Here is an 18,537-nt window from a genome sequence, read left to right on the forward strand (position 1 = left end):
CAGGGAAATCCCGGCGAATTCGGCGCGTCCCGGCGGGCCGGGCGCGCGGCGGCGGGGGTGTTCCCGCTGTTCGCGGCCCTGCCGCCCGGCCGCGCCGGGGCGTCCGGGATTCCGCGCCGCGCGGCCCGGAACCGGCCGATGGGGCGCCGACGGTTCGTCCGCACTCGATCACCGGCCGCCGCCGCGAGGGTGCGGCGGTCGATCCGGCCTTCGCGCCCGGCCTGAGCAGGCGTCACAATTGCGCCACCGCCGTCCGGTTCAGGCCGCCGAGCGCGACACTCGCGCCCCGCGCCGGCCGGGATCCGACGGCGGGCGCACCGCGGAACTCCTCGTCCGCTTCGGCCGCCGGGGCGAGCGGGCCCACCCGCGGCCCGGGCCGGCCGGGCCGCGGGCCCCGGGGCCTCAGGACAGCAGCGCGCCGGCGGCCGCCAGCAGGTCCTGGTTGTGGCCGAGGACGTCGCGCCTGGTCAGCCGGTGCAGCGGGTCCGCCGCGACGCCAAAGTCCTCCAGCGGGACGCCGGCGTTGCCCCCGGCCCGGGTGGCGCGGCGCAGGGCGACCCGGAAGCCGGCGCCGCGCGGCAGCGGGGCCGGCAGATCGGGCAGCCAGACGCCCAGCAGGTCGTACGTCCAGACGTTGGCGCCGCCCGCGCCGGTGGTCGCGGCGGTCCCGAGGACGGGGCCGAGCCCGTTGTCCGCGAAGCCGGCCGCGAAGATGTCGGCGGCCGAGTAGGTCAGCGCGTCGACGATCAGCACCTTGGGCCCCGGGTAGCGCGGCAGCCCGTCGGCGACCGCCTCCGGGTCGGTCAGCGGGAACGCCTGCGAGTACGGCTCGCCGCTCTCCACCGCGTCCCGGATCGAGTGCGCCCACGGGCGGAACGCCGGGTTGGCGCGGGCCAGGGCGAGCGCGGTGCGGGTGGTCGGTAGCGAGAACCGGACCGGCTCGACGGGGCCCGCGCCCAGCACCCGCAGGGCGGCCTCGGCGGCCAGGATGTTGCCGCCCGGGTTGCCGCGGACGTCGATGATCAGGCCGTCCGCCGGCGCGCCCGCCGCGATCGCCGCCACCTGCTCGGCGAACCGCCGCGCGCTCGCCACGTTGAACGAGAAGACGCGCAGGTACCCGTACGGGCGGCGGCCGCGTGTCCTGCGGTACGCGAGGACGTCCCGGGGCGTCCGGGCGGCCGAGCGGCGGGCCGGGGGTGGCGCGAACAGCGCCCGCTTGGCCTGGCGGGTCGCCTCGTTGCCCGCGTCGATGCCGAGGTGGGTGCCGAGCGTGGGCACCGGGTCCTGGTGCCGCCCCCGGCGCCGGTCGGCCGCGCGCACCCGCCACGGCACCCGGGTCTCGCCCGGCCGCCCGTCCGGGGTGCGGTAGGTGAGCAGGACCCAGCGCTCGTCGGGCGGGGGAGCGGTCCGCAGCGGGCGCAGCGTCAGCGACTCCAGACCGCGGGCGAGGCGCGCGTCCGGGCTGCAGCCCACCTGCGCGGCCGCACTGCGCTCGATGGCCCGCTCCACCGGGACCCCGTTCCACAGCTCCAGTTCGACCCCGGCGTCGAAGTCCGCGTGCCGCAGCGAGTCGTCGATCCGGGAGACCGGGTAGTGCGGCACGCCGTCCTCGTCCCGGTAGGTCTCCACCAGGAAGCCGAGCACGGCGACCTGCCCCCGGTACGGGTCGGGGAGCTGGTAGCCGGTGTGCAGATCGCGCAGGTCCCGGAAGACGGCGGCGAGTTCGCCGTGGAACTGGAGCTCGCTGAGGTCGGGCACCCGCCGCTCCAGCAGCCGCAGCCGCTGGACCGGGTCGGTGGCGTAGCGCGCCCGCTTGAGCGGGAGGTGGACGTACAGCTCCTCGATCAGCACCCGGGCGGCGGCCAGCAGCCGGTAGCGGTCGGCGGTCGGCAGCGGGTCGGCGGCGGCCCCGGCCAGGAAGGCGTCCAGCCCGGTGGAGTCCGGCAGCGCGCGGACCGGGGCGAGGACCCGCGCGCTCACGGGTAGCGCGCCTTCAGACGCTGCAGCTCGGGGATCCCGCTGCGGTCCAGGGCGGCGAAGAAGGCGGCGTCGTGGGTCAGCGCGTCCGGCTCCGGGACGACCAGCCCGGCCGGGAGGTCGTCGGTGCCGGCCAGCGCGGCCGCCTCGCCCTCGGGCATGTCGCCGAACAGGGCGAGCGGCGCGTCGGGGTCGTCGAGCGGGCCGCCCCAGGCCGCCAGCGCGTCCTGGGCGTCGCGCCAGGCGGCCTGCGGGTCCTGGCGGACCCTGGCCAGCGCCCGCTTGACCGCGGGCCAGTCCGGGCCGTCCAGGGCCACCCGGCGGCGCAGTCCGGGCGCGGGCTCGATCGCGCTGGTGGCCGCGGCACCGGCGGCCGTCATCAGCGCCCGCGTCCCGTAGCGCGGCCGGCCCCGGACGACGACCAGCAGGACGTTCCGCTCGGTCGCGTCGACGACGGCGCGGTACACGTCCTGGCCGGCCTGGCGGCGCTCCAGCACCAGCAGGTCGGCGGCGCTGCCGGCCGCCAGGCGCCCCACCTGCGGCCCCCAGGCGGTGGCCAGCGCGTCGCCGGGGTTGGCGGTGACGAGGTCGCACAGCGCGCGGTCGTCGAAGTGGCCGCCCAGCTCGTGCTGGTTGAGGCCGTCGGCCACCTTGAGCTCGCCCAGCACGTGCTTGGTCCCCGACGGCGACCAGTCGGAGCCGAGCGCGATCCGCAGCCCCTGCGCGGCCGCCGCGACCACGTCCGTCGTCTCGCGGTAGAGCCAGAGGTTGGAGAACGGCGACCACACCACGGTGCCCCGCTCGGCCGGGTCCACCGCCGTCACGGCGCCCTGCCAGGCGGCGAACTCGGCGGGCGTGAGCGCGGTGCCGTGCACGCAGACCAGGCCCGGCCGCAGGCACGGCGCGAGGTCCGCGAACTCGCGGTGCACGTGCGACACCGGCTTCGCCGGGTCCGGCTCCGCGGCGCGCCGCCCCTCCGCGACGTGGTAGATCAGCACCCGGGTGCCGTCGAGCTTCGACGCCGTCTCCGCGCGCAGCACCTCGGCGTCCTGCTGGAGCGCCGAGGTCAGCACCATGTCGCGCCCCGCCGGCAGCTTCTCGGTGTCGACGATCCGCACCGGCCCGCCGTCCAGCGGACGGGTCGAGCGCGGCGCGCCCTGGACCGAGGTCGTCCCGCCGACCAGCGCCTTGACCCCGACGTACGCGAGCAGCTCCGCGGGCGCGGCGTGGCCGAGCACCTTGGCGGGCCAGGTGACGGTGCTCGCGTAGTCGGGCGCGTGCCGCTCGTCCACCCAGCGGTCGTGGTGCAGGTACGGGACGCCGACCGCCTCCCAGAGCGGCAGCGTGTGGTAGGCGAGGTGGCCGTGCAGGTCGACCAGGCCGGGCAGGACGAGCGCGCCGGTCGCGGTGAGGTCGACCACGGGGGCGGCGGCGAACCCGGTCGGCGCCGGCTGCTCGGCGGGCTGGACGGCGGCCAGCCGGCCGTCGTCGCCCACGTACACCGCGCCGGGGTCCAGGACCCGGTGCTGCTCGTCGAAGGTGACGACGGTGCCGCGCAGGACGAGGGCCATCAGTCCGGCGCCTTCCAGACCAGGGTGTGTCCGTCGTCCGGAGTCGGGCGGCCGACCGAGTTCTGCAGCCCCGTGCCCTTGGCGCGCACCCACGCGTCGTCCCCCAGGAACGCCGGCGCGCCGAACGGCAGGTCGCGGCGGGGGATCGGACGGTAGTCGGCCTCCGCGAAGGCGTCACCGTAGTTCGGGCCGGTGTTGTCGCCGTCCTCGTCCGGCCCGACGGCGGCGCGCAGCGTCGTGACCGCCGCGCGCCAGCCGTCCAGCAGCGCCACCGGGTCGTGGCTGGACGGGTGCGGCACCTTCACCAGGACCGCCTGCTGCGGCCGGCCGTCCCACAGCCGCACCGCCTCCTGCGCCATGAACCCCATCGCCACCACGGCCTGCAGACCCGGGCCGACCGCCGAGCTGAACACCTCGTTGCGCCACTGAAGTTGGGCGGCGTCCGCGAGCCGGTCCTTCATCGCCTCGGCCCGCGAGGGGTGCACCGCGTACGCCCACCCGTTGAGGCAGACGTAGGAGCGGGTCAGGCCCAGCTTCCCCAGGAACCCCTGCACCCGCTGCCCGGCGTCGCCGACCAGGCTGCGCCCGGCGATCCGCTCGGTCGGCCCCGGATCCGAGGCCACCACCAGCACCCGCGCCGAGCCGTCCAGCCGTCCCCGGTAGAAGACCGGCCCCCAGTCGAACCAGAACGCCTGCGCGTCGGGCGGGTCGGGCACCCGCCCGAACAGCTCCGCGAACACGTCGGAAGGCCCCCGGTCGAACTCCGCCATCGCCCACCACCTCCTCAGCGGCGGCCACCCGGGCACCGGCGCTCACGGGGCACGTCGGCCGTTGCGGTGTCCCTCCCAATGCACCACACCACCCCCGCCCCCGCAAACGGGGCCCCGCCGCCGGGGGCGCCGGCTCAGGGCAGGTCGGTGCGCGGGTCGAGGGCCCAGTGGTTGGAGCGGAGGACCCGGTCGCCGAAGGGGGTGTCCTGCGTGCCCAGCAGGCGGAAGCCCAGGCTGCGGCAGATGCCGTTGGACGGGGCGTTGGTCGTCGCCGGGTAGGCGTGCACGAGGCCCCAGCGGCCGTCCCCGCGGGCCTGCTCCAGCAGTGCGCGCACCGCCCGCTTGCCGAGGCCCCGGCCCTGGAACTCCGGCAGGACCATCCACCCGATCTCGGAGTCCGGCTCGTCGCCCTCCCCGGCCGGCCACAGGTTGACGGTCCCGGCGACCACCTCGGGCCGCGCCGGGTCGGGCACGATCATCCTGATCCAGTCCGTGCCAGCCGCCACCCGCCCGATGTCGCGGCCGACCCTCGCGGCCATGCCCTCCCGGGGTTGCGGCCCGCCCAACTCGGCCATCATGACCGGGTCGCACCGCATCCGGACGTACGCGTCGACGTCGCCGTACCCGACATCGCGAAGCAGCATCTGTGATCACCCTTCACTCGTGGCCGCACAGGTGTTTCCTCCGATCATGGCCGATTCCGCGAGCGCGGGGCAGACGGCCGGGAGGCGGATCCCTACGCTGGGCGTCCATGTCCACCCCCACATCGGCGACCAGGCCTGCGCGCCTCGTCGCGGCACTGATGCTGTTCCTCGGCCTGATGGGCTTCGGCGGGCAGGCCTTCGCGGTGTCCGACCCCACGCCGCCGTACTTCGCGCTGAGCGTCGACGACACGACGCTCACCCCGGGCCAGGGCGCCACGCTGTCCGTGACCTTCACCAACCGCCAGGCCACCCCGGTGACCTTCCTCTACGCCACGGTGTTCGCCTCCGAGTGGGGCTCGCCGCCCTCCACGGCGGTCCACCGGGAGATCACCGGATGCTCCGGCGCGAGCTGGTGCGACTTCGGGCCCACGAGCGTCCGTTTCAACCTGGTCGCACCGTCGGTTCCCATCGCCCCCGGAGACAGCCGCACCGTGACCCTGCCCTTCCGGTTCACCGCGGATTCGGACTGCACCGCCGGGGCCCTCGTGGGCTTCCACGTCTACTACTTCTACTACGAGTACGCCCAGGGCACCTACCAGGGCGGCGAGGTCCCCAACCCGCCCGCCGTCAGCTCCCTGGTCTGCCCGCCCGCACCGTAGCGCCGCGGCCGTCGGGGGCGGGCGCGCCGGAAGGCCAGCGCACGCCCCCGTGCGGGTCGTTCAGCCAGGCGAACTGGCCCTCCCCGGTGACGGTGAGCCCGTAGGCGCCCGGCTCCGGGCGGCCGAGCGACTCCCACTGCGACCAGGCGAGCAGCACCTCGTCGCCGATCCGCCGCGCACCGCCCTGCCGGAGGACGGACCGGCCGCCGTCCACGGCCGAGAAGGACGCCCACGAGGCGGCGCCGTCGTGGAGCCAGGTGGTGGCCGCCCCGTGCTCGTCGTGCCCGGTGGCGAGCACCGCGTCGGGCACGGCCACCCGCAGCGCGAACCGCAGGTCCCGGTCGTCGTGCAGCGGGGCGGGGTCCCGGGCGACCAGCTCGCGCACGTCGGCCGGGACCCGCCGCTGGGCCGGGAGCGCCGCCGGCGAGGGGTCGTTGCGGTCCGCCATGAACCGGCCGAGGCCCAGCACCCGCCCGGACGCGCTGCGCCCGTCGGCGGCGACGGTGAGCGCGACGTGCCCGAGCCGCCCCCACGGGTGGACGATCCGTCCGCCCGGCCGGGTGGCCGCGATCCAGGTCCACGGCACGCGCTCGACGGCGTACCCGGCGATCACCCGGTCGAAGCGGCCGCCGTCGGGCGGGGTGGTGGTGGCGTCGGCGGTCAGGACCTCGACGCCCAGGCCGACGGTCGCCAGCCGGTCCCGGGCGAAGGCGGCGAGGCCGGGGTCGATCTCGGTGGACACCACCCGGCCCGGTCCGGCGCGCCAGGCGGCGAGTGCGGCGTTCCAGCCCTGCCCGCCGCCGACGTCCCAGACCCGGTGCCCGGGTTCCAGCCGCAGCGAGTCCAGCATGTCGACCACCACGCCCTGGGCGGAGAGGCTGGAGGAGGGCAGCCCGCCGGAGACCTGGGTGACGGCGGCCGCGTCCTGGCTCCCGTACAGCTCGTCGGCCCAGCCCTCCGGGTCCGTCCGCCGGTCCACGGGCGCGTACGCGCGGCCGTCCCAGCGCCACAGCCGCGTCGGCGCGAAGAGGTCCCGGGGCAGGTCGGACACGGCCTCGCGCAGCCACGGGGCCCGCTCGGGCCAGTCCCCGCGGACGTCCATCGCCTCGTCGAGCGACGCCCGCCGCTTCGCCAGATCCACGGGCCCATCCTCGCCGCCGGGCCCGGTGGGCGGCAGAGGAGTGCGGAAGCGCGCCCGGGGCGCGCGGGGAGTCGGCCGCCGTCCGGCGTGGGAAGTCGGCCGGTCCGACGTTCCGCTCCGGGCGGTGCTCACCGCGTGTCCTGCCCGTGGCCCTCGGGCAGCGCCGGGGTGGAGGTCCGGATGCGGAGGGGCCTCGGTGGGAGGACGGGGCCGGTCGGTCCGTACGGCAACGGATCGACCGGCCCCGCCGGCCGGGGCCGGGAGGTGTGCGCCTCCCGGCCCCGGGGTTCACGGGTTCACGCGTGCTCGGGTCAGCAGGGAACCGGGGTGCTGACGGAGACCGGGGACGGGAACCAACCGAACTTGGACACGCTGAAGGTGCCGCTGACGACGTTGTTGCACGGGACGGTGCTGCTCGGGCCGTTGACGGTGACCGTGCTGGCGAGGAAGTTCACGTTCTGGTTGACCGAGCCGAGCGAGGCGCCGCCGACGACCTGGCCGGAGATCGTGGTGGAGAGGGTCTGCCACTGCGGCGGGAAGTCGGGGGTGGGCGGGCCGGCCAGCGCGATGCGGCCGAGGAACTGGACGCTGGTGCCGGTGATCGCGGCGCAGACCTGGGTCATCAGACCGCTCTGCAGCGACCACGGGCTACAGGTCTCGGTGGTGGCGGTCGTGGTGGCGGTACTGGTGGTGGCGGCCTGGGCGGGGACGGCCATCAGCAGGCCGGCGGTGGCCGTGCCGGCCGCGATCAGGGTCAGCCCCTTGATCGAACGTCGGTTCATCGGGTGTGCTCCTTCACTCGGTGGTGACCCGGCGTGGGGACATCGCCGGGACGAGTCCTGCCATTGCATAAGTGATATTTCACATGTGCAATGGCATGAGTGTGCCTCAGGTTCGAGTGTCAGGTGAGGTTTTTGGGGTGGAACTGGTGAGTCGGGCCTGAATATGACATTGGATGGCGAGATCGCGTCGTGCCTGTCGGTGGCCGTGGGCGGCCGTGGGCGGCGGGGGGCCGGCTCGGCCGACCTCCCGCGCCGCCCGTGGGGGCCGGGCGGCGTCAGTCCCGGATGACCATCACGCCGCAGGCGGTCATGAACAGCCAGCCGAGGGCCGGGATGGCCAGGAGGGCGGCGACCGGCAGCTGCGCCGTCATGATGACGAGGCAGCCGAGCATCGCGGTGCCGGCGGTGAAGCCGCCCATGACGGTGGCGAAGGAGAGCACCACGGAGCCCTCCTGCACCCAGGTCAGGGCCGTGATCGTGAGGGCCGCTCCCAGTCCGGCCAGGAGGGCCACCTTGAGGGAGGAGAGCCAGGGCGTGCCGGGGTTCGGGCTGCGGTGCCCGCCGGAGGCGACCTCGACCACCCGCCCCCGGAAGGTCGTCACGGCCACGTCCGTGCCGACCTTCGCGGCGCGGTAGAAGTCCCGGTCGACCTCGTAGCGGTGTCCGGGGGCCGTCTCGCGCGCCACCGTCACGTAGTAGGTGGTTCCGTCGCCCTCCACGGTGTGCCGGTTCGTCACCTTGCCGGTCTCGCGCCGTGCGCAGTCCGTGCCGGGGGTGTGCTCCGCCGAGCCGCACACCGGCGCGGAGCGGTAGGCGTTCGCCACGTCGTTGGCGTCGAGGAACCAGCGGAAGCCGAGAACGGTGGTGGCCAGTCCGGCCGCGAGGAGCAGACCCGCCACCAGCAGGCGGGCGGCCCTCGCCCTGGTGGGCCGGGACCGGGCCGACGGCTTCGCGTCCATGATCAGAGCGTTCATCGCAACCCCCATCGATCGTGTCCACGGGCACCTCCCCGGTGCCCAGGAGGGATGGTTTCAGGCGGCGGCCGGGAGGGGCAGGGCGCGAACGCTCCTGTAGCGAAGTTGTGGATGTTCCGCCCGGAGGGGCGGCCGGCCCGCTCATGAGGGGCCCGCTCATGAGGGTCTGGTCACGCACCCGGCGGTGGTGCAGACTGGGCGTCGCTTCGTGCGCATCCCATTCCGGATGTGCACATTCTGTTGAGGGGGGCCTGATGGAACGTCGTACGGTTCTGCGTGGTCTGGTGGGTCTGCCGGTCGGGGCGATGGCGGTCGTCTCCGCCGCCCGGCCGGCCTGGGCGGACTTCACCACGACGGTGAAGCCCCAGACGCAGTGGGGGACTTGGGAGGGCTGGGGCACCTCGCTGTCCTGGTGGGCCAACCAGCTCGGCCCCCAGACGGACCTGGCCGATGTGCTGTTCAGCCGGAACACCGTCCAGTTCCTGGGGCAGGCGGTCCCGGGGCTGGGCATGAACGTGGTCCGCTACAACGCCGGCGGCTCGGGGACGAACAGCATCGGCGGCAGGACGATGCAGCCCGTGGCGACGCTGGACGGTTTCAAGCAGATCGAGGGCTACCAGCTCGACTGGTACTCGGCGGACCCGGGGTCGTCCAGCTGGAACTGGAACGCAGACGCGCACCAGCGGGACATGATGTGGCTGGCCCGGGACCGCGGCGCCGACAAGTTCGAGCTCTTCAGCAACTCGCCGATGTGGTGGATGCTGACCAACGACGATCCGCGCGGCGCGGCGAGCGGCGGCGTCTGCAACCTGCGGGCCGACAACTTCGGCCGCCATGCCGCCTACCTGGCGACGATCGCCCGGTACGCCCACGACCACTGGGGCATCGACTTCACCTCCGTCCAGCCGGTGAACGAGCCGGGCGCCCAGTGGGGCGGGTACGCGCCGGGGCAGCTCGGCGGGCAGGAGGGCTGCCACTACGACGCGGCCCAGGTGGCCGAGCTCATCCGGCTGACCCGGGGCCAGCTGGACGCGCGCGGCCTGCAGTGGATGATGGTGGCGGGCCTCGACGACTGGGGCGTCGGCGCCGCGGCCCACAACTGGAAGAACACCTCCGTCTTCGACGCCGCCACCCGGGCCGCCGTCGGCCGGGTGAACGTCCACGGCTACGACTTCGACGGCGACCGCGACGCGCTGTACCAGGCCGTGGCGGCGGACGGCAAGAACATCTGGATGTCCGAGTACGGCGACGGCGACATCAGCGGCCTGACGCTCGCCCGGAACCTCAACTACGACCTGCGCTGGCTGCACCCCACGGCGTGGGTCGCCTGGCAGATCCTCGACTGGGAGAGCTACGGGCCGATCACCCTCACCAGCGGGGTGATCAAGTCGGTCAACCCGAAGTACTACGTGCTGGCCCAGTACATGCGGCACATCCGCCCGGGCATGACGATCATCGACGCGGGCCACCCCGACGCCGTCGCGGCCTACGACCCGGTGAACCATAAGCTGGTCATCGTCGCCGTGAACTACGGCGAGGGGCAGTGGCTCAGGTTCGACCTGTCCCGCTTCACCAACCCCGGACAGGACGGGTCCCTGATCCCGCGGTGGGCCACCGGGACGGACGCCGGCGGCGAGCGCTACCAGCACCACCCCACGGACACCGTGCTGCACGGCAACGCGTTCTGGTCCTACTTCAACGCCCGCACCGTGCAGACCTTCGAGCTCTCCGGGATCTACCTGTAGGTCCGCCTCCGCTGACCTCCGCTGACCTCGGCCGGCCTCTCCCGGCCTCTCCCGACCCGACGCGGTGCCGGCGCGGCCCGTACAACCGGGCTCCGTCGGCAGCGCAGGGGGACTCCGGCCGACCCCGGAGTCGTCTGGGTGCCTCCGGTCAGAAGTCCCAGGTGATCGCCGTGGCGGCGGCGGTCGCGGTCAGCCAGAGGAGGATCGGGAGCACCAGGAGGAGGGCGGGCGGCATCGGCACCGACACGAAGGTGAGGGAGGAGATGAACGCGAGGGCGAGGACGGGTCCGCCGGCGCCCGCGAACCGGGTCAGTCCCGGGCCCAGCCGTGACCAGGTCAGGCCGTGGGTGACGAGTGCCGATCCCAGGGCGGTCAGGAAGGGGACTCCGAAGGAGACCAGGTAGGACACGTCCAGGTTGTCCTGGCGGTGCCCTTCGTAGGTGAGCGCGGCCACCCGCCCCCGGAAGACCGTCAGGTCCACGTCCGCGCCGATCCGCACCCTGTCGTAGAAGGCCTCGGCGACCTCGTAGCCCCGGGCCGGGGCCGCCCGCCGCGCCACCGTCACGGTGTGGCCGCCCTCCGGGTCGGCCGAGCCGGGCCCGGCTCCGGGGTGGACGTCCTTGGCCGTCACCCGACCCGTCTCGTGCCGCACGCAGTCCGTGCCGGGCCGGTGCGCCGCCGCACCGCACGCCGGGGCGTTGCGGTAGGCGTACACCCGGATGTCGGCCTGGGCGAACCACACGAAGCCCGCCACGGTGGCGGCCAGTCCCACCAGGACGAGCAGCGCCGGCGCCAGCCACGGGGCGCCCGCCCCGAGAAGCCGCACCCGGCCCGGCGGCATCGCCCTCGAACCCCGAGCGTTCATCGCAACCCCCTGCGAACGCCGTCCACGGACACCTCCCCGATGCCCAACGGAAATGCTCCCAGGGCGGCGACCGACGAGGGAGCAGGACGCACGAACCTGTCGCGAAGCCGTCGACGTTCCGGCCGGCCCAGTGGACCGGAACGCGCCGACGGCCCGGCGCGGGGGCGGCGGGCCGTCGGTGGGTGGGGGAGGGGGTCAGCGGACCTCGCGGTGGCGGATCAGGAGCCAGGTCGCGGCGACGAGGGTGAGGGCGAGGGCGGTGATGGCGAGGGTGGCGGGCCAGGGGGCGAGGATGGCGGAGGCGTCCTCGCAGAGGCCGTCGGGGGTGCACGTGGGCGGGGCGGGGGGCTTCAGCTCGGTCGCGGAGGGGAGCAGGACGGTCAGGGTCCAGGGCTGGAGGGCCTTCAGGCTGTTGCGGACGACGGCCTCCGCGAAGAGGACGTAGACGAACACCGTGGCGAAGGGGATGACGGCGCTCCGTGCGGCCCAGCCGAAGGAGGTGCCGAGCGCGCCGAGGGCGGCCACGACCAGGGTGCCGCGCAGTGCCGCCTGGAGCATGTCGGCGACCCAGGCGGCGGTGACGCCGTCGGCCGTTCCGCGGGTGAGTGCGGTGACGACCGCGGCGGTTCCCACGATCGCCATGACCGCGAGGGCGAGGAGGACGCCGGCCAGTGCGACCACGGAGACCCGGGCGAGCAGGAGCCGGTGCCGGCGCGGTTCGGCGAGGATCCAGACGTTCGCCGCCCGGCTCTGCCAGTCCGCGCCCCCGAGCGACGCGCCCAGGATGAACAGGATGCAGGCGGTCACCGAGGTCGCGACCGTCAGGTCGTCGGGCAGGGCGTCGGTCAGGAGGTAGCGCGGGTCCGTGTAGAACTGGCCCGCGTCGACGAGGGAGCCGTCCACGCCCATCCGGGCTATCAGGTCGGCGCGCCGGCGTTCCGCCGCCGCCTGCGCGGCTGCCAGGTCCGTGTTGTGCGTGAGCCAGAGGTGGACGCCGTAGCAGACGGCGAGGAGGGGCCCGACCGCGGCGGTGATCCTGAAGACCCTGGCGCTGCGCAGCCATTGGCCGGACACCGCGAGGAGTCGGCCTGCCGGCGGTGCGCCGCGGACGGTCGCCGGCGCGGGGGGGCTCGGGTGGGTCGTCATCATGCTCCGCTTTCCGGCTTCGTCCCGTCGCCCGAGACGCTGGCGAGGAACAGTTCTTCAAGGCTCGGGCGGTGCCGTTGGACTTCCAGCGGCGTCCGCCCGGCGTGGACGAGCACCTCGATGGCCTTGTTCACGGGAATCCCGCGAACCTCCAGGACGCCGTCCTCGGAGGCCTCGGCGGTCGCGCCGGCCTCGCGCAGGACGCCCGCGCTGCTGTCGGGGTCGAGGCAGCTGATCAGGGCCCGGTCGTGCTGCGGCGTGATGAGCTCGTCGACGCGGCCGGACAGCAGGGTCCGGCCGGCCTCCACGACGACGACGCTGTCGCACACGAGTTGTGCCTCGGAGAGCAGATGGGAGGAGAGGATCACGGTGCGGCCCTCGTCCCTGAGCTGCCCGAGCAGGGAGCGGAGCCAGCGGATGCCCTGGGGGTCGAGGCCGTTGGCGGGCTCGTCGAGGACGACCAGGGCGGGATCGTGGACGAGGGCGAGGGCGATGCCCAGCCGCTGGCGCATGCCCAGGGAGTAGCCCGTGATGGACTCGTCCGCGCGCCCGGCCAGGCCCACGCGTTCCAGGGTGTCGGACACGCGGTGGCCGGGCAGGCCGGCCAACGAGGCGACGTGGTGCAGGAAGTGCCGGGCGGTCAGCCCGCGCGGAACGGGGGAGGACTCGATCAGCGCCCCCACCGAGCAGGAGATCTCCGGTAGTTGCCGCGGCACCTCCCGGCCGAGCACCGTGATCGTCCCGCTGTCGGCGCGGGTCATCCCGAGCAGGCAGCGCAGGGCCGTGGTCTTGCCGCTGCCGTTCGGCCCCAGCAGTCCCAGGACCTCGCCCGCCCGCGCCGTCATGCTGAGCCCGTCGAGGGCCGCCCGGCGCCGCCCGCCGCGGCCGTAGAACTTGGTGAGCCCGTGGAGTTCGACCGTCATCCAGTCGCTCCGCCGCCCGCGGTCTGTCCCTGGGCGGCGAACAGCGGAGCCCCGAGCGGCCGGCGGTCCCCGCTGAAGACCGCGCAGACCACGCGCCGTTCGCCGGAGGCCCAGGCCTCCTCGCCGACGGGCGTGACAGGGAAGAGGCTCAGGCGCCCGGTGGGGCGCTTGTCCTTGAAGACGGCGTTGGCGAGCTTGTCGCTGCAGAAGGGCACGAGCGACTTGACCATGGTGTCCTGCTTGCCCGGATAGGCCCCGCCGGCCGCGGCGTACTCCAGGGCGGGCGAGAGGACCTCGTACATGTGGGGGCTGTCGCAGGGCACGGTGGCGACGTTCTTGCCGTCCTTGAGCTCCTCGCCCGAGAAGCACTGCCCGGGCGTGAGGTCGTACCAGGCGATCAGCTTCGGCTCCGCGGTGGCGGTGGTCGTCGCGTAGGGCATCGTGTCGGCCGCCGGCGGCTCGGACTGCTTCGTCTCCCCTCCCGAGCAGCCGGACACCGCCGCGACGAGCAGCCCCGTTGCACACAGGAGGCCTCGACGGTGGCTCTTTTTCAAAACCTTCACAACTCACCCCACTTGACGACCGGGTCACACGAAAAGAAGGTTCGGGACGCAGGGGTGGTCGTTTCGCCCCCGCGCCCCGAACCTTTCACACCTTAGGCGATTCGGGGCGCGGCGACAGTCGTTTCGTCGTCGAATCCCGAATCGGTCACGCTTTAGCGGAAACGGCTAGCACTGCTTGATGCCGTAGAAGGTGTCCCAGGTGTCCCCGTCGCTGCCGCCGTCGTTGTCGGCGTACCAGTACCAGACCTTGGCGGTGTCGATGGCGCCGACGTAGTGCCTGCCAGTGTTGTGGGAGTGGCCCTGGGCCTGGCTCGGGGCCTCGGCGCCGGAGCCCTTGTTGATGGTGATGGTGGTCGCGTTGCAGGCCGTGCTCGCCGACGCGGTGGGGGCCGCGGCGAGCACGCCGCCGGCCGCCATGCCGACGGCCAGGAGCACACCCGAGGCCTTGAGCTTCATTCCCATAGTTTCCCCTCGAATTGAGTCGGAACTCGTATCGCTGTCGCGACATCAGGAACGTTAACGATCGATGTCGCGGAAAGTAAAGCGATTACCAACTCTGGAATTTCGATCACGATCATGTTTTTCCGCAGATATCGGAACTGTGGTGATGAAGTGCCATGAGGCGGCATGTTTCGGGCGCGACAAAACGGTCAGCCGTCCCACCAGCCCCTTCGTCAACTCCGGGATGTAACCTTTCGGCCACCTGAGCGGTTTCCAGACTTTCCCTTGCCTTGGTTGAACCGGGGGGTGGGGGGTCGGGTCCGGCGCGGCATCGACGGGGGGCGTGCATTCGGGATCCCACGGCGGAACGCCGAAGGCCCGCCGCAGGGAAGCGGCGGGCCTTCGGTGGATGCCGTATTTGGATGTCGCGGCGCGCGGACGGGACTTCGCCGCCCCTGCGTCGTCCGAGTCCGTCGGTCAGTCGTTCCAGGTGGCCACAGTGAAGGCGGCGGTCGCGGTCAGCCAGAGGAAGGCGGGGAGGGCCAGGAGGAGGACGGGTGTCAGCGGAAGCCAGACGAGCGCGAAGCAGCCGAAGAAGGCGAAGACGACGGCGAGGGCGCCGACGGCGGCGAAGCGGGCCGCTGCCGGGCCCAGCCGGGGCCAGCTCAGGCCGTGGGAGGCGGTCGCCGAGCCCAGGCCGACCAGGAGGGCCACCCCGAGGAGGACGGGGAAGGACGCGTTCGGGTTGTCGGCGCGGTGTCCCTGGTAGGTGAGCGCGGCCACCCGCCCCCGGAAGATCGTCAGGTCCACTGTCGTGCCGATTTCCACGTCCTGGTGGAAGGCCGCGCCGACCTTGTAGCTCCGGGTGGGGGCCGCCTCGCGGGCCACGGTGACGGTGAGGCTGGCGGCCGGGTCGCCGGCGGCGGGACCGGCGCCGGCGTGGACGGCCTTGGCCGTCACGGTGCCCGTCTCGATCCGCACGCAGCCTGTGGCGGGCTGGTCGGCCTTCGCGCTGCACGGCGGGGCGGAGCGGTAGCCGTACACACGCAGGTCGGCACCGGCGAACCAGGTGAAGCCGAGCACGGTGGCGGCCAGTCCGGCGAGGATGAGTAGGGCCGGTATCAGCGCGCGGGCGACGGCCTTGGGGGGCCGGGGTCGGTTTGGCGGCCTCGCGTCCGTGATCCGAGCATTCATCCGGTGGATTTGGCGAAGTCGACGAAAGCCTGCCAGGCGGGAGCGTCGAAGGTGAGGTGGGGTCCGGTCTTGTTTTTGGAGTCGCGGACGTGGATCGTGCCGAGGGTCTTGGCGATCTCGACGCAGGCAACATCCTCGTTGGTGCTGTGGCTGCTCTTGAACCAGGTCAGCTCGGTCATGGGATCAGGATGCGCCGAGGGCCCGTCGCTGGGAAGCGGCGGGCCCTCGGGGTGGTGGTGTTTCAGACGTTGGCGTTCGCGGCGAACTTCACGAACGCGTGCCAGGCGGCCGGGTCGAAGGCCAGCTGGGGGCCGCTCTTGTCCTTGGAGTCACGGACGTGGACGGTGCCGGGGGTCTTGGCGATCTCGACGCACTGGGCGCCCTCGTTGCTGCTGTAGCTGCTCTTGAACCATGCGAGTTCGGCCATGCCTACCGCTCTCCCAGAATCTGCTCGATCAAGGCCAGGGACTCCCTCATGGTGAGCGCCTGCCCCCTGAGGGTGCCGTACCGTGCCGCCATCTTACGGATTTCATCCGGATCCGTGATCAGCCTGTTCACGTGCTGCACCTCGACGTAGGCGATCTGCGGGCGGCCGTTCGGCGTGAGGAGGGCGAACGAGCCACCCATGCCCGCGTTCTCGGTTCGGTCGAGCGGCATGATCTGCAACTCCAGGCCACGGATCTCGGCGACCTTGAGCAGGTGCTCCAGCTGGGCGCGGTGGACGTCCCACCCGCCCAGAGGTCGGCGCAGGGCGCTCTCGTCGATCACCCACGTCATGACCGGTAGCGGCCAGCGGCTGAGGATCTCCTGCCGCGCCATCCGCGCAGCCACCCACGAGTCGACCTGTTCGACGGAGAGCCACGGCCGACGCATGTCGTACAGTGCCCGAGCGTGCGCCTCGGTTTGGAGTAGTCCCGGAATGTGCAGGCTGCTGTACTCGTGGATCTCGATGGCCTTCGACTCCTCGGCCGTGAAGGCCTTGGAGAAAGCCGGGTGGCGCTCGCTGATCCGGATCTTCGCCTTCATCACGTCGTCCGCGACGACCTTCAGCGCCCCGCCTGCACCCACGGCGTCGTCGACCTTCGCCAGGATCTCGATCCTCGGCGTCCGCTTCCCCCGCTCGACCGCGCCGAGCATGTCCTCGCTGTAGCCGATGATGTCGGCCAGTTCGCGCTGCGTCAGCCCCGCCCGCTCGCGGAACATCTTCATCAACTTCCCCACGGCACTGTAGAACTCGGCCACCCCGTCCGAGTTCTCCGCCGTCTCCCCGTCGTCGAAGACCGTGCGCTCGACGCCACCCGCCATGGGAATCACCCCTGCTCATACGTGCTTGCGACCGAATGATCCGAGCCGCCCCGACCGGACGACCCTCCGCGTCCGCACAAGCACGCTCCGTGCCTGCCCGACTCGTGGTCAGCGTACGTCCGGGCCGCCAGGATTTTCCCCATGACGACCGAAATCCCGCTCGACAACCCCCGTCGGCACACCGTCACGCTCGCCGCCACGCCGAAGGGTGCCCGCCTCTGTCGGGGCATCGCCAGAAGCCAACTCACCGTCTGGGGAGTCGATTCCGCGTTCGGGGAACCGTTCCACTCCGCGCTGATCATCGTGGCGGAGCTGGCGTCGAACGCGATCCGGCACGGTCGCGTCGCGGGGCGCGGATTCGAGCTGCACCTCTGCCTCACCACCCTTGTGCGCCGGGGCGCCACCCTGCGGATCGAGATCTCCGACTGCCGGGGCGACCGCTTCCCCGTCCTCCCTACCCTCCCGCCGGCCCGCAGTTCGGACGCTCAGTCCGGCCGGGGGCTCGTCCTGATCGACGCCCTCGCCGACCGCTGGGGCGCGGTGCCCCGCCACCCCAGCGCCAAGACCGTCTGGGCCGAGCTCGACCTCGCAGATGCGCGCTGAACCTCGCCACAGCGGGCCGCCGCCGTCCGCCGTCGCCGGAAGCGCCGTGTTCGGCACCGTGCTCCCGTTCGTGCTGCTGCTCGCCCTGCTGGCGTGGGCCTACCCCCTCACCGCCCGCCACCACGGCCATCACCCGCACCCCGCGCCCCTCCCCGTCTCCACCGTGACCGCCGCCACGCCCCGTTGACTCCGGCCGACCGCGCACGGGCGCGTCAGTGGCTGGGAGGTGCTCACCCGATGGGGTGATCGGGGTGTGGAAGAGTGCGCCCCGGAGGGCGGGTTGGGGCAATCTCGTGGCGTCCTAACTATCTGCCTACAAAAGGAAGTTCATCATGCGTCGACGTCTTCGCAGAGCCTCGGTCGCAGCGGCCGCCGCAAGCGCGGTGATCGCCGCGACCGGGGCGGTGACAGCGCCCGCGGCCTACGCCGGGACCGCCGCTCCGGCGGCCGCGGAAACCAAGGTGTTCAGCTCTTCCGGCACGGTCGACTTCCCGGTTCCGCCCGGGGTCACGAAGATCGCGGTCGCCGCCCTCGGCGCGGGCGGTGGCGGTGGCGGTGGCGGCGGCGCGAACGTCGGCGAGTGGGGCCGCGCCGGAGGGGGCGGTGCGGGTGGGGGCGGTGGCGCCCTGGTGAGCTGCGTGCTGGACGTCAACAAGGCGAAGACCCTGAGGATCACCGTCGAGGCGGGCGGCCCCGGCCGGGGCGGCGGCAGGGGCGGGCTGTTCCCCACGGGCGGGACGAACGGCAAGGGCGGCGACCCGTCGACGGTCCGGGTCGATGGCTCCAAGAAGGTCTCCGCCGACTGGGGCGGCGGAGGCGGAGGCGGCTGGAACGGATTCACGGGCGGCGGGTCCGGCGGCTCTCCCGCCAACCCCGGGGTGAAGGCGGACAGTCGGTGTGACGGCGCCGGCGCGAGCCTCCAGGACGGCGGCCGGGGCGGCAGCGGCGAGGACGGTGCCTCGGCGAAGAAGGGCGGCCACGGCGGCCAGGGCGGCAACCCCGGATCCAGTCGGCCGCCCGCGGGCTGCCCCGGGACGGCGGGCCGGGGCGGACACGGAGGCAGTGGCGGCACTGTCGCCGACGGCAGCATCAACGACGGCAGGTCGGGACTCGCCGGTCACGCCGGCTGCGTCGTGCTGACCTACACCGCCGGTCCCTCCTGAGCGGTGGACCCCGGTGGAGCGGGAAGTCGGCCCCGCCGACTCCCGCGCTCGCTTGCCGGACGCAGGTCCCG

General features: G+C 73.4%; 21 protein-coding genes. 5 read left to right on the forward strand and 16 right to left on the reverse strand.

From position 1 onward, the window contains the following. Window positions 1-402 precede the first annotated feature (402 nt). The 4 genes from ACFVFS_RS11390 to ACFVFS_RS11405 form a co-directional block, all read right to left on the reverse strand. On the reverse strand, window positions 403-1,980 hold the full coding sequence (locus ACFVFS_RS11390; protein ID WP_380622689.1) for a S41 family peptidase: 1,578 nt from the start codon (window positions 1,978-1,980) through the stop codon (window positions 403-405). Next, entirely contained in the window at window positions 1,977-3,548 is a 1,572-nt protein-coding gene (locus tag ACFVFS_RS11395) for an amidohydrolase family protein (RefSeq protein ID WP_380622691.1), read from the reverse strand. The genes ACFVFS_RS11390 and ACFVFS_RS11395 overlap by 4 nt, the downstream gene beginning before the upstream one ends. Beyond that, window positions 3,548-4,318 carry a hypothetical protein gene (locus ACFVFS_RS11400; protein WP_380622693.1) on the reverse strand — a complete coding sequence of 257 codons (771 nt, stop codon included), beginning with the start codon at window positions 4,316-4,318 and terminating at the stop codon, window positions 3,548-3,550. The genes ACFVFS_RS11395 and ACFVFS_RS11400 overlap by 1 nt, the downstream gene beginning before the upstream one ends. Before the next feature lie 134 nt (window positions 4,319-4,452). After that, entirely contained in the window at window positions 4,453-4,962 is a 510-nt protein-coding gene (locus tag ACFVFS_RS11405) for a GNAT family N-acetyltransferase (protein WP_380622695.1), read from the reverse strand. 107 nt (window positions 4,963-5,069) lie between these two features. Between ACFVFS_RS11405 and ACFVFS_RS11410 the strand changes: the two genes are divergently transcribed. Then, window positions 5,070-5,621 carry a hypothetical protein gene (locus ACFVFS_RS11410; RefSeq protein ID WP_380622697.1) on the forward strand — a complete coding sequence of 184 codons (552 nt, stop codon included), beginning with the start codon at window positions 5,070-5,072 and terminating at the stop codon, window positions 5,619-5,621. Here the strand turns inward: ACFVFS_RS11410 and ACFVFS_RS11415 are convergent. The 3 genes from ACFVFS_RS11415 to ACFVFS_RS11425 form a co-directional block, all read right to left on the reverse strand. After that, complete coding sequence (locus ACFVFS_RS11415) at window positions 5,590-6,762, reverse strand: methyltransferase domain-containing protein (protein ID WP_380622699.1); 1,173 nt, start codon at window positions 6,760-6,762, stop codon at window positions 5,590-5,592. The two genes, ACFVFS_RS11410 and ACFVFS_RS11415, sit on opposite strands and share 32 nt — an antisense overlap. Window positions 6,763-7,073: 311 nt before the next feature. Next, window positions 7,074-7,544: a hypothetical protein gene (locus tag ACFVFS_RS11420; RefSeq protein ID WP_380622701.1), complete on the reverse strand. Its 471-nt coding sequence runs from the start codon at window positions 7,542-7,544 to the stop codon at window positions 7,074-7,076. Window positions 7,545-7,819: 275 nt separating this feature from the next. Then, window positions 7,820-8,518 (reverse strand): hypothetical protein, encoded by a 699-nt coding sequence (locus ACFVFS_RS11425; RefSeq protein ID WP_380622703.1) that lies wholly within the window; start codon window positions 8,516-8,518, stop codon window positions 7,820-7,822. Window positions 8,519-8,772: 254 nt separating this feature from the next. On the opposite strand from ACFVFS_RS11425, the gene ACFVFS_RS11430 reads away from it, so the two are divergent. Beyond that, entirely contained in the window at window positions 8,773-10,263 is a 1,491-nt protein-coding gene (locus tag ACFVFS_RS11430) for a glycoside hydrolase (protein ID WP_380622705.1), read from the forward strand. A gap of 148 nt (window positions 10,264-10,411) precedes the next feature. On the opposite strand, the gene ACFVFS_RS11435 is transcribed toward ACFVFS_RS11430, so the two are convergent. From ACFVFS_RS11435 to ACFVFS_RS11475, 9 genes are all read right to left on the reverse strand, one after another. Next, a complete protein-coding gene (locus tag ACFVFS_RS11435; RefSeq protein WP_380622707.1) occupies window positions 10,412-11,128 on the reverse strand; it encodes a hypothetical protein in 717 nt (238 codons plus the stop codon). A gap of 195 nt (window positions 11,129-11,323) precedes the next feature. Then, window positions 11,324-12,202 (reverse strand): hypothetical protein, encoded by an 879-nt coding sequence (locus ACFVFS_RS11440; protein ID WP_380622709.1) that lies wholly within the window; start codon window positions 12,200-12,202, stop codon window positions 11,324-11,326. 71 nt (window positions 12,203-12,273) lie between these two features. Further along, on the reverse strand, window positions 12,274-13,197 hold the full coding sequence (locus tag ACFVFS_RS11445; RefSeq protein WP_380622711.1) for an ABC transporter ATP-binding protein: 924 nt from the start codon (window positions 13,195-13,197) through the stop codon (window positions 12,274-12,276). Next, window positions 13,194-13,637, reverse strand: a complete 444-nt coding sequence (locus ACFVFS_RS11450) for a septum formation family protein (protein ID WP_380622713.1) — start codon at window positions 13,635-13,637, stop codon at window positions 13,194-13,196. The genes ACFVFS_RS11445 and ACFVFS_RS11450 overlap by 4 nt, the downstream gene beginning before the upstream one ends. A 288-nt stretch (window positions 13,638-13,925) precedes the next feature. Further along, window positions 13,926-14,216 carry a hypothetical protein gene (locus tag ACFVFS_RS11455; protein WP_380622715.1) on the reverse strand — a complete coding sequence of 97 codons (291 nt, stop codon included), beginning with the start codon at window positions 14,214-14,216 and terminating at the stop codon, window positions 13,926-13,928. A gap of 462 nt (window positions 14,217-14,678) precedes the next feature. Then, complete coding sequence (locus tag ACFVFS_RS11460; RefSeq protein WP_380622717.1) at window positions 14,679-15,395, reverse strand: hypothetical protein; 717 nt, start codon at window positions 15,393-15,395, stop codon at window positions 14,679-14,681. After that, window positions 15,392-15,574: a DUF397 domain-containing protein gene (locus ACFVFS_RS11465; RefSeq protein ID WP_380622719.1), complete on the reverse strand. Its 183-nt coding sequence runs from the start codon at window positions 15,572-15,574 to the stop codon at window positions 15,392-15,394. The genes ACFVFS_RS11460 and ACFVFS_RS11465 overlap by 4 nt, the downstream gene beginning before the upstream one ends. 62 nt (window positions 15,575-15,636) lie before the next feature. After that, window positions 15,637-15,822, reverse strand: a complete 186-nt coding sequence (locus tag ACFVFS_RS11470) for a DUF397 domain-containing protein (protein WP_380622721.1) — start codon at window positions 15,820-15,822, stop codon at window positions 15,637-15,639. Between the two features lie 2 nt (window positions 15,823-15,824). Beyond that, entirely contained in the window at window positions 15,825-16,700 is an 876-nt protein-coding gene (locus ACFVFS_RS11475; RefSeq protein WP_380622723.1) for a helix-turn-helix domain-containing protein, read from the reverse strand. A gap of 141 nt (window positions 16,701-16,841) precedes the next feature. Here ACFVFS_RS11475 and ACFVFS_RS11480 point away from each other — a divergent pair, with 141 nt between their 5' ends. The 3 genes from ACFVFS_RS11480 to ACFVFS_RS11490 all read left to right on the forward strand — a co-directional run bounded on the left by ACFVFS_RS11480 (window position 16,842) and on the right by ACFVFS_RS11490 (window position 18,466). Beyond that, window positions 16,842-17,303 carry an ATP-binding protein gene (locus ACFVFS_RS11480; protein WP_380622725.1) on the forward strand — a complete coding sequence of 154 codons (462 nt, stop codon included), beginning with the start codon at window positions 16,842-16,844 and terminating at the stop codon, window positions 17,301-17,303. Next, window positions 17,293-17,490: a hypothetical protein gene (locus tag ACFVFS_RS11485; protein WP_380622727.1), complete on the forward strand. Its 198-nt coding sequence runs from the start codon at window positions 17,293-17,295 to the stop codon at window positions 17,488-17,490. The genes ACFVFS_RS11480 and ACFVFS_RS11485 overlap by 11 nt, the downstream gene beginning before the upstream one ends. Window positions 17,491-17,635: 145 nt before the next feature. After that, complete coding sequence (locus ACFVFS_RS11490; RefSeq protein WP_380622729.1) at window positions 17,636-18,466, forward strand: hypothetical protein; 831 nt, start codon at window positions 17,636-17,638, stop codon at window positions 18,464-18,466. Window positions 18,467-18,537: the final 71 nt, after the last annotated feature.

Origin of the sequence: Kitasatospora sp. NPDC057692 (assembly GCF_042799475.1) — a bacterium.
Classification (GTDB): Bacteria; Actinomycetota; Actinomycetes; order Streptomycetales; family Streptomycetaceae; genus Kitasatospora.

Coding starts and splice junctions, on each gene's coding strand:
- ACFVFS_RS11395 (WP_380622691.1), bottom strand. CDS start 3,548: ATGGCCCTCGTCCTGCGCGGCACCGTCGTCACCTTCGACGAGCAGCAC.
- ACFVFS_RS11400 (WP_380622693.1), bottom strand. CDS start 4,318: ATGGCGGAGTTCGACCGGGGGCCTTCCGACGTGTTCGCGGAGCTGTTC.
- ACFVFS_RS11405 (WP_380622695.1), bottom strand. CDS start 4,962: ATGCTGCTTCGCGATGTCGGGTACGGCGACGTCGACGCGTACGTCCGG.
- ACFVFS_RS11410 (WP_380622697.1), top strand. CDS start 5,070: ATGTCCACCCCCACATCGGCGACCAGGCCTGCGCGCCTCGTCGCGGCA.
- ACFVFS_RS11420 (WP_380622701.1), bottom strand. CDS start 7,544: ATGAACCGACGTTCGATCAAGGGGCTGACCCTGATCGCGGCCGGCACG.
- ACFVFS_RS11425 (WP_380622703.1), bottom strand. CDS start 8,518: ATGAACGCTCTGATCATGGACGCGAAGCCGTCGGCCCGGTCCCGGCCC.
- ACFVFS_RS11430 (WP_380622705.1), top strand. CDS start 8,773: ATGGAACGTCGTACGGTTCTGCGTGGTCTGGTGGGTCTGCCGGTCGGG.
- ACFVFS_RS11435 (WP_380622707.1), bottom strand. CDS start 11,128: ATGAACGCTCGGGGTTCGAGGGCGATGCCGCCGGGCCGGGTGCGGCTT.
- ACFVFS_RS11445 (WP_380622711.1), bottom strand. CDS start 13,197: ATGACGGTCGAACTCCACGGGCTCACCAAGTTCTACGGCCGCGGCGGG.
- ACFVFS_RS11450 (WP_380622713.1), bottom strand. CDS start 13,637: ATGCCCTACGCGACGACCACCGCCACCGCGGAGCCGAAGCTGATCGCC.
- ACFVFS_RS11455 (WP_380622715.1), bottom strand. CDS start 14,216: ATGAAGCTCAAGGCCTCGGGTGTGCTCCTGGCCGTCGGCATGGCGGCC.
- ACFVFS_RS11460 (WP_380622717.1), bottom strand. CDS start 15,395: ATGAATGCTCGGATCACGGACGCGAGGCCGCCAAACCGACCCCGGCCC.
- ACFVFS_RS11465 (WP_380622719.1), bottom strand. CDS start 15,574: ATGACCGAGCTGACCTGGTTCAAGAGCAGCCACAGCACCAACGAGGAT.
- ACFVFS_RS11470 (WP_380622721.1), bottom strand. CDS start 15,822: ATGGCCGAACTCGCATGGTTCAAGAGCAGCTACAGCAGCAACGAGGGC.
- ACFVFS_RS11475 (WP_380622723.1), bottom strand. CDS start 16,700: ATGGCGGGTGGCGTCGAGCGCACGGTCTTCGACGACGGGGAGACGGCG.
- ACFVFS_RS11480 (WP_380622725.1), top strand. CDS start 16,842: ATGACGACCGAAATCCCGCTCGACAACCCCCGTCGGCACACCGTCACG.
- ACFVFS_RS11485 (WP_380622727.1), top strand. CDS start 17,293: ATGCGCGCTGAACCTCGCCACAGCGGGCCGCCGCCGTCCGCCGTCGCC.
- ACFVFS_RS11490 (WP_380622729.1), top strand. CDS start 17,636: ATGCGTCGACGTCTTCGCAGAGCCTCGGTCGCAGCGGCCGCCGCAAGC.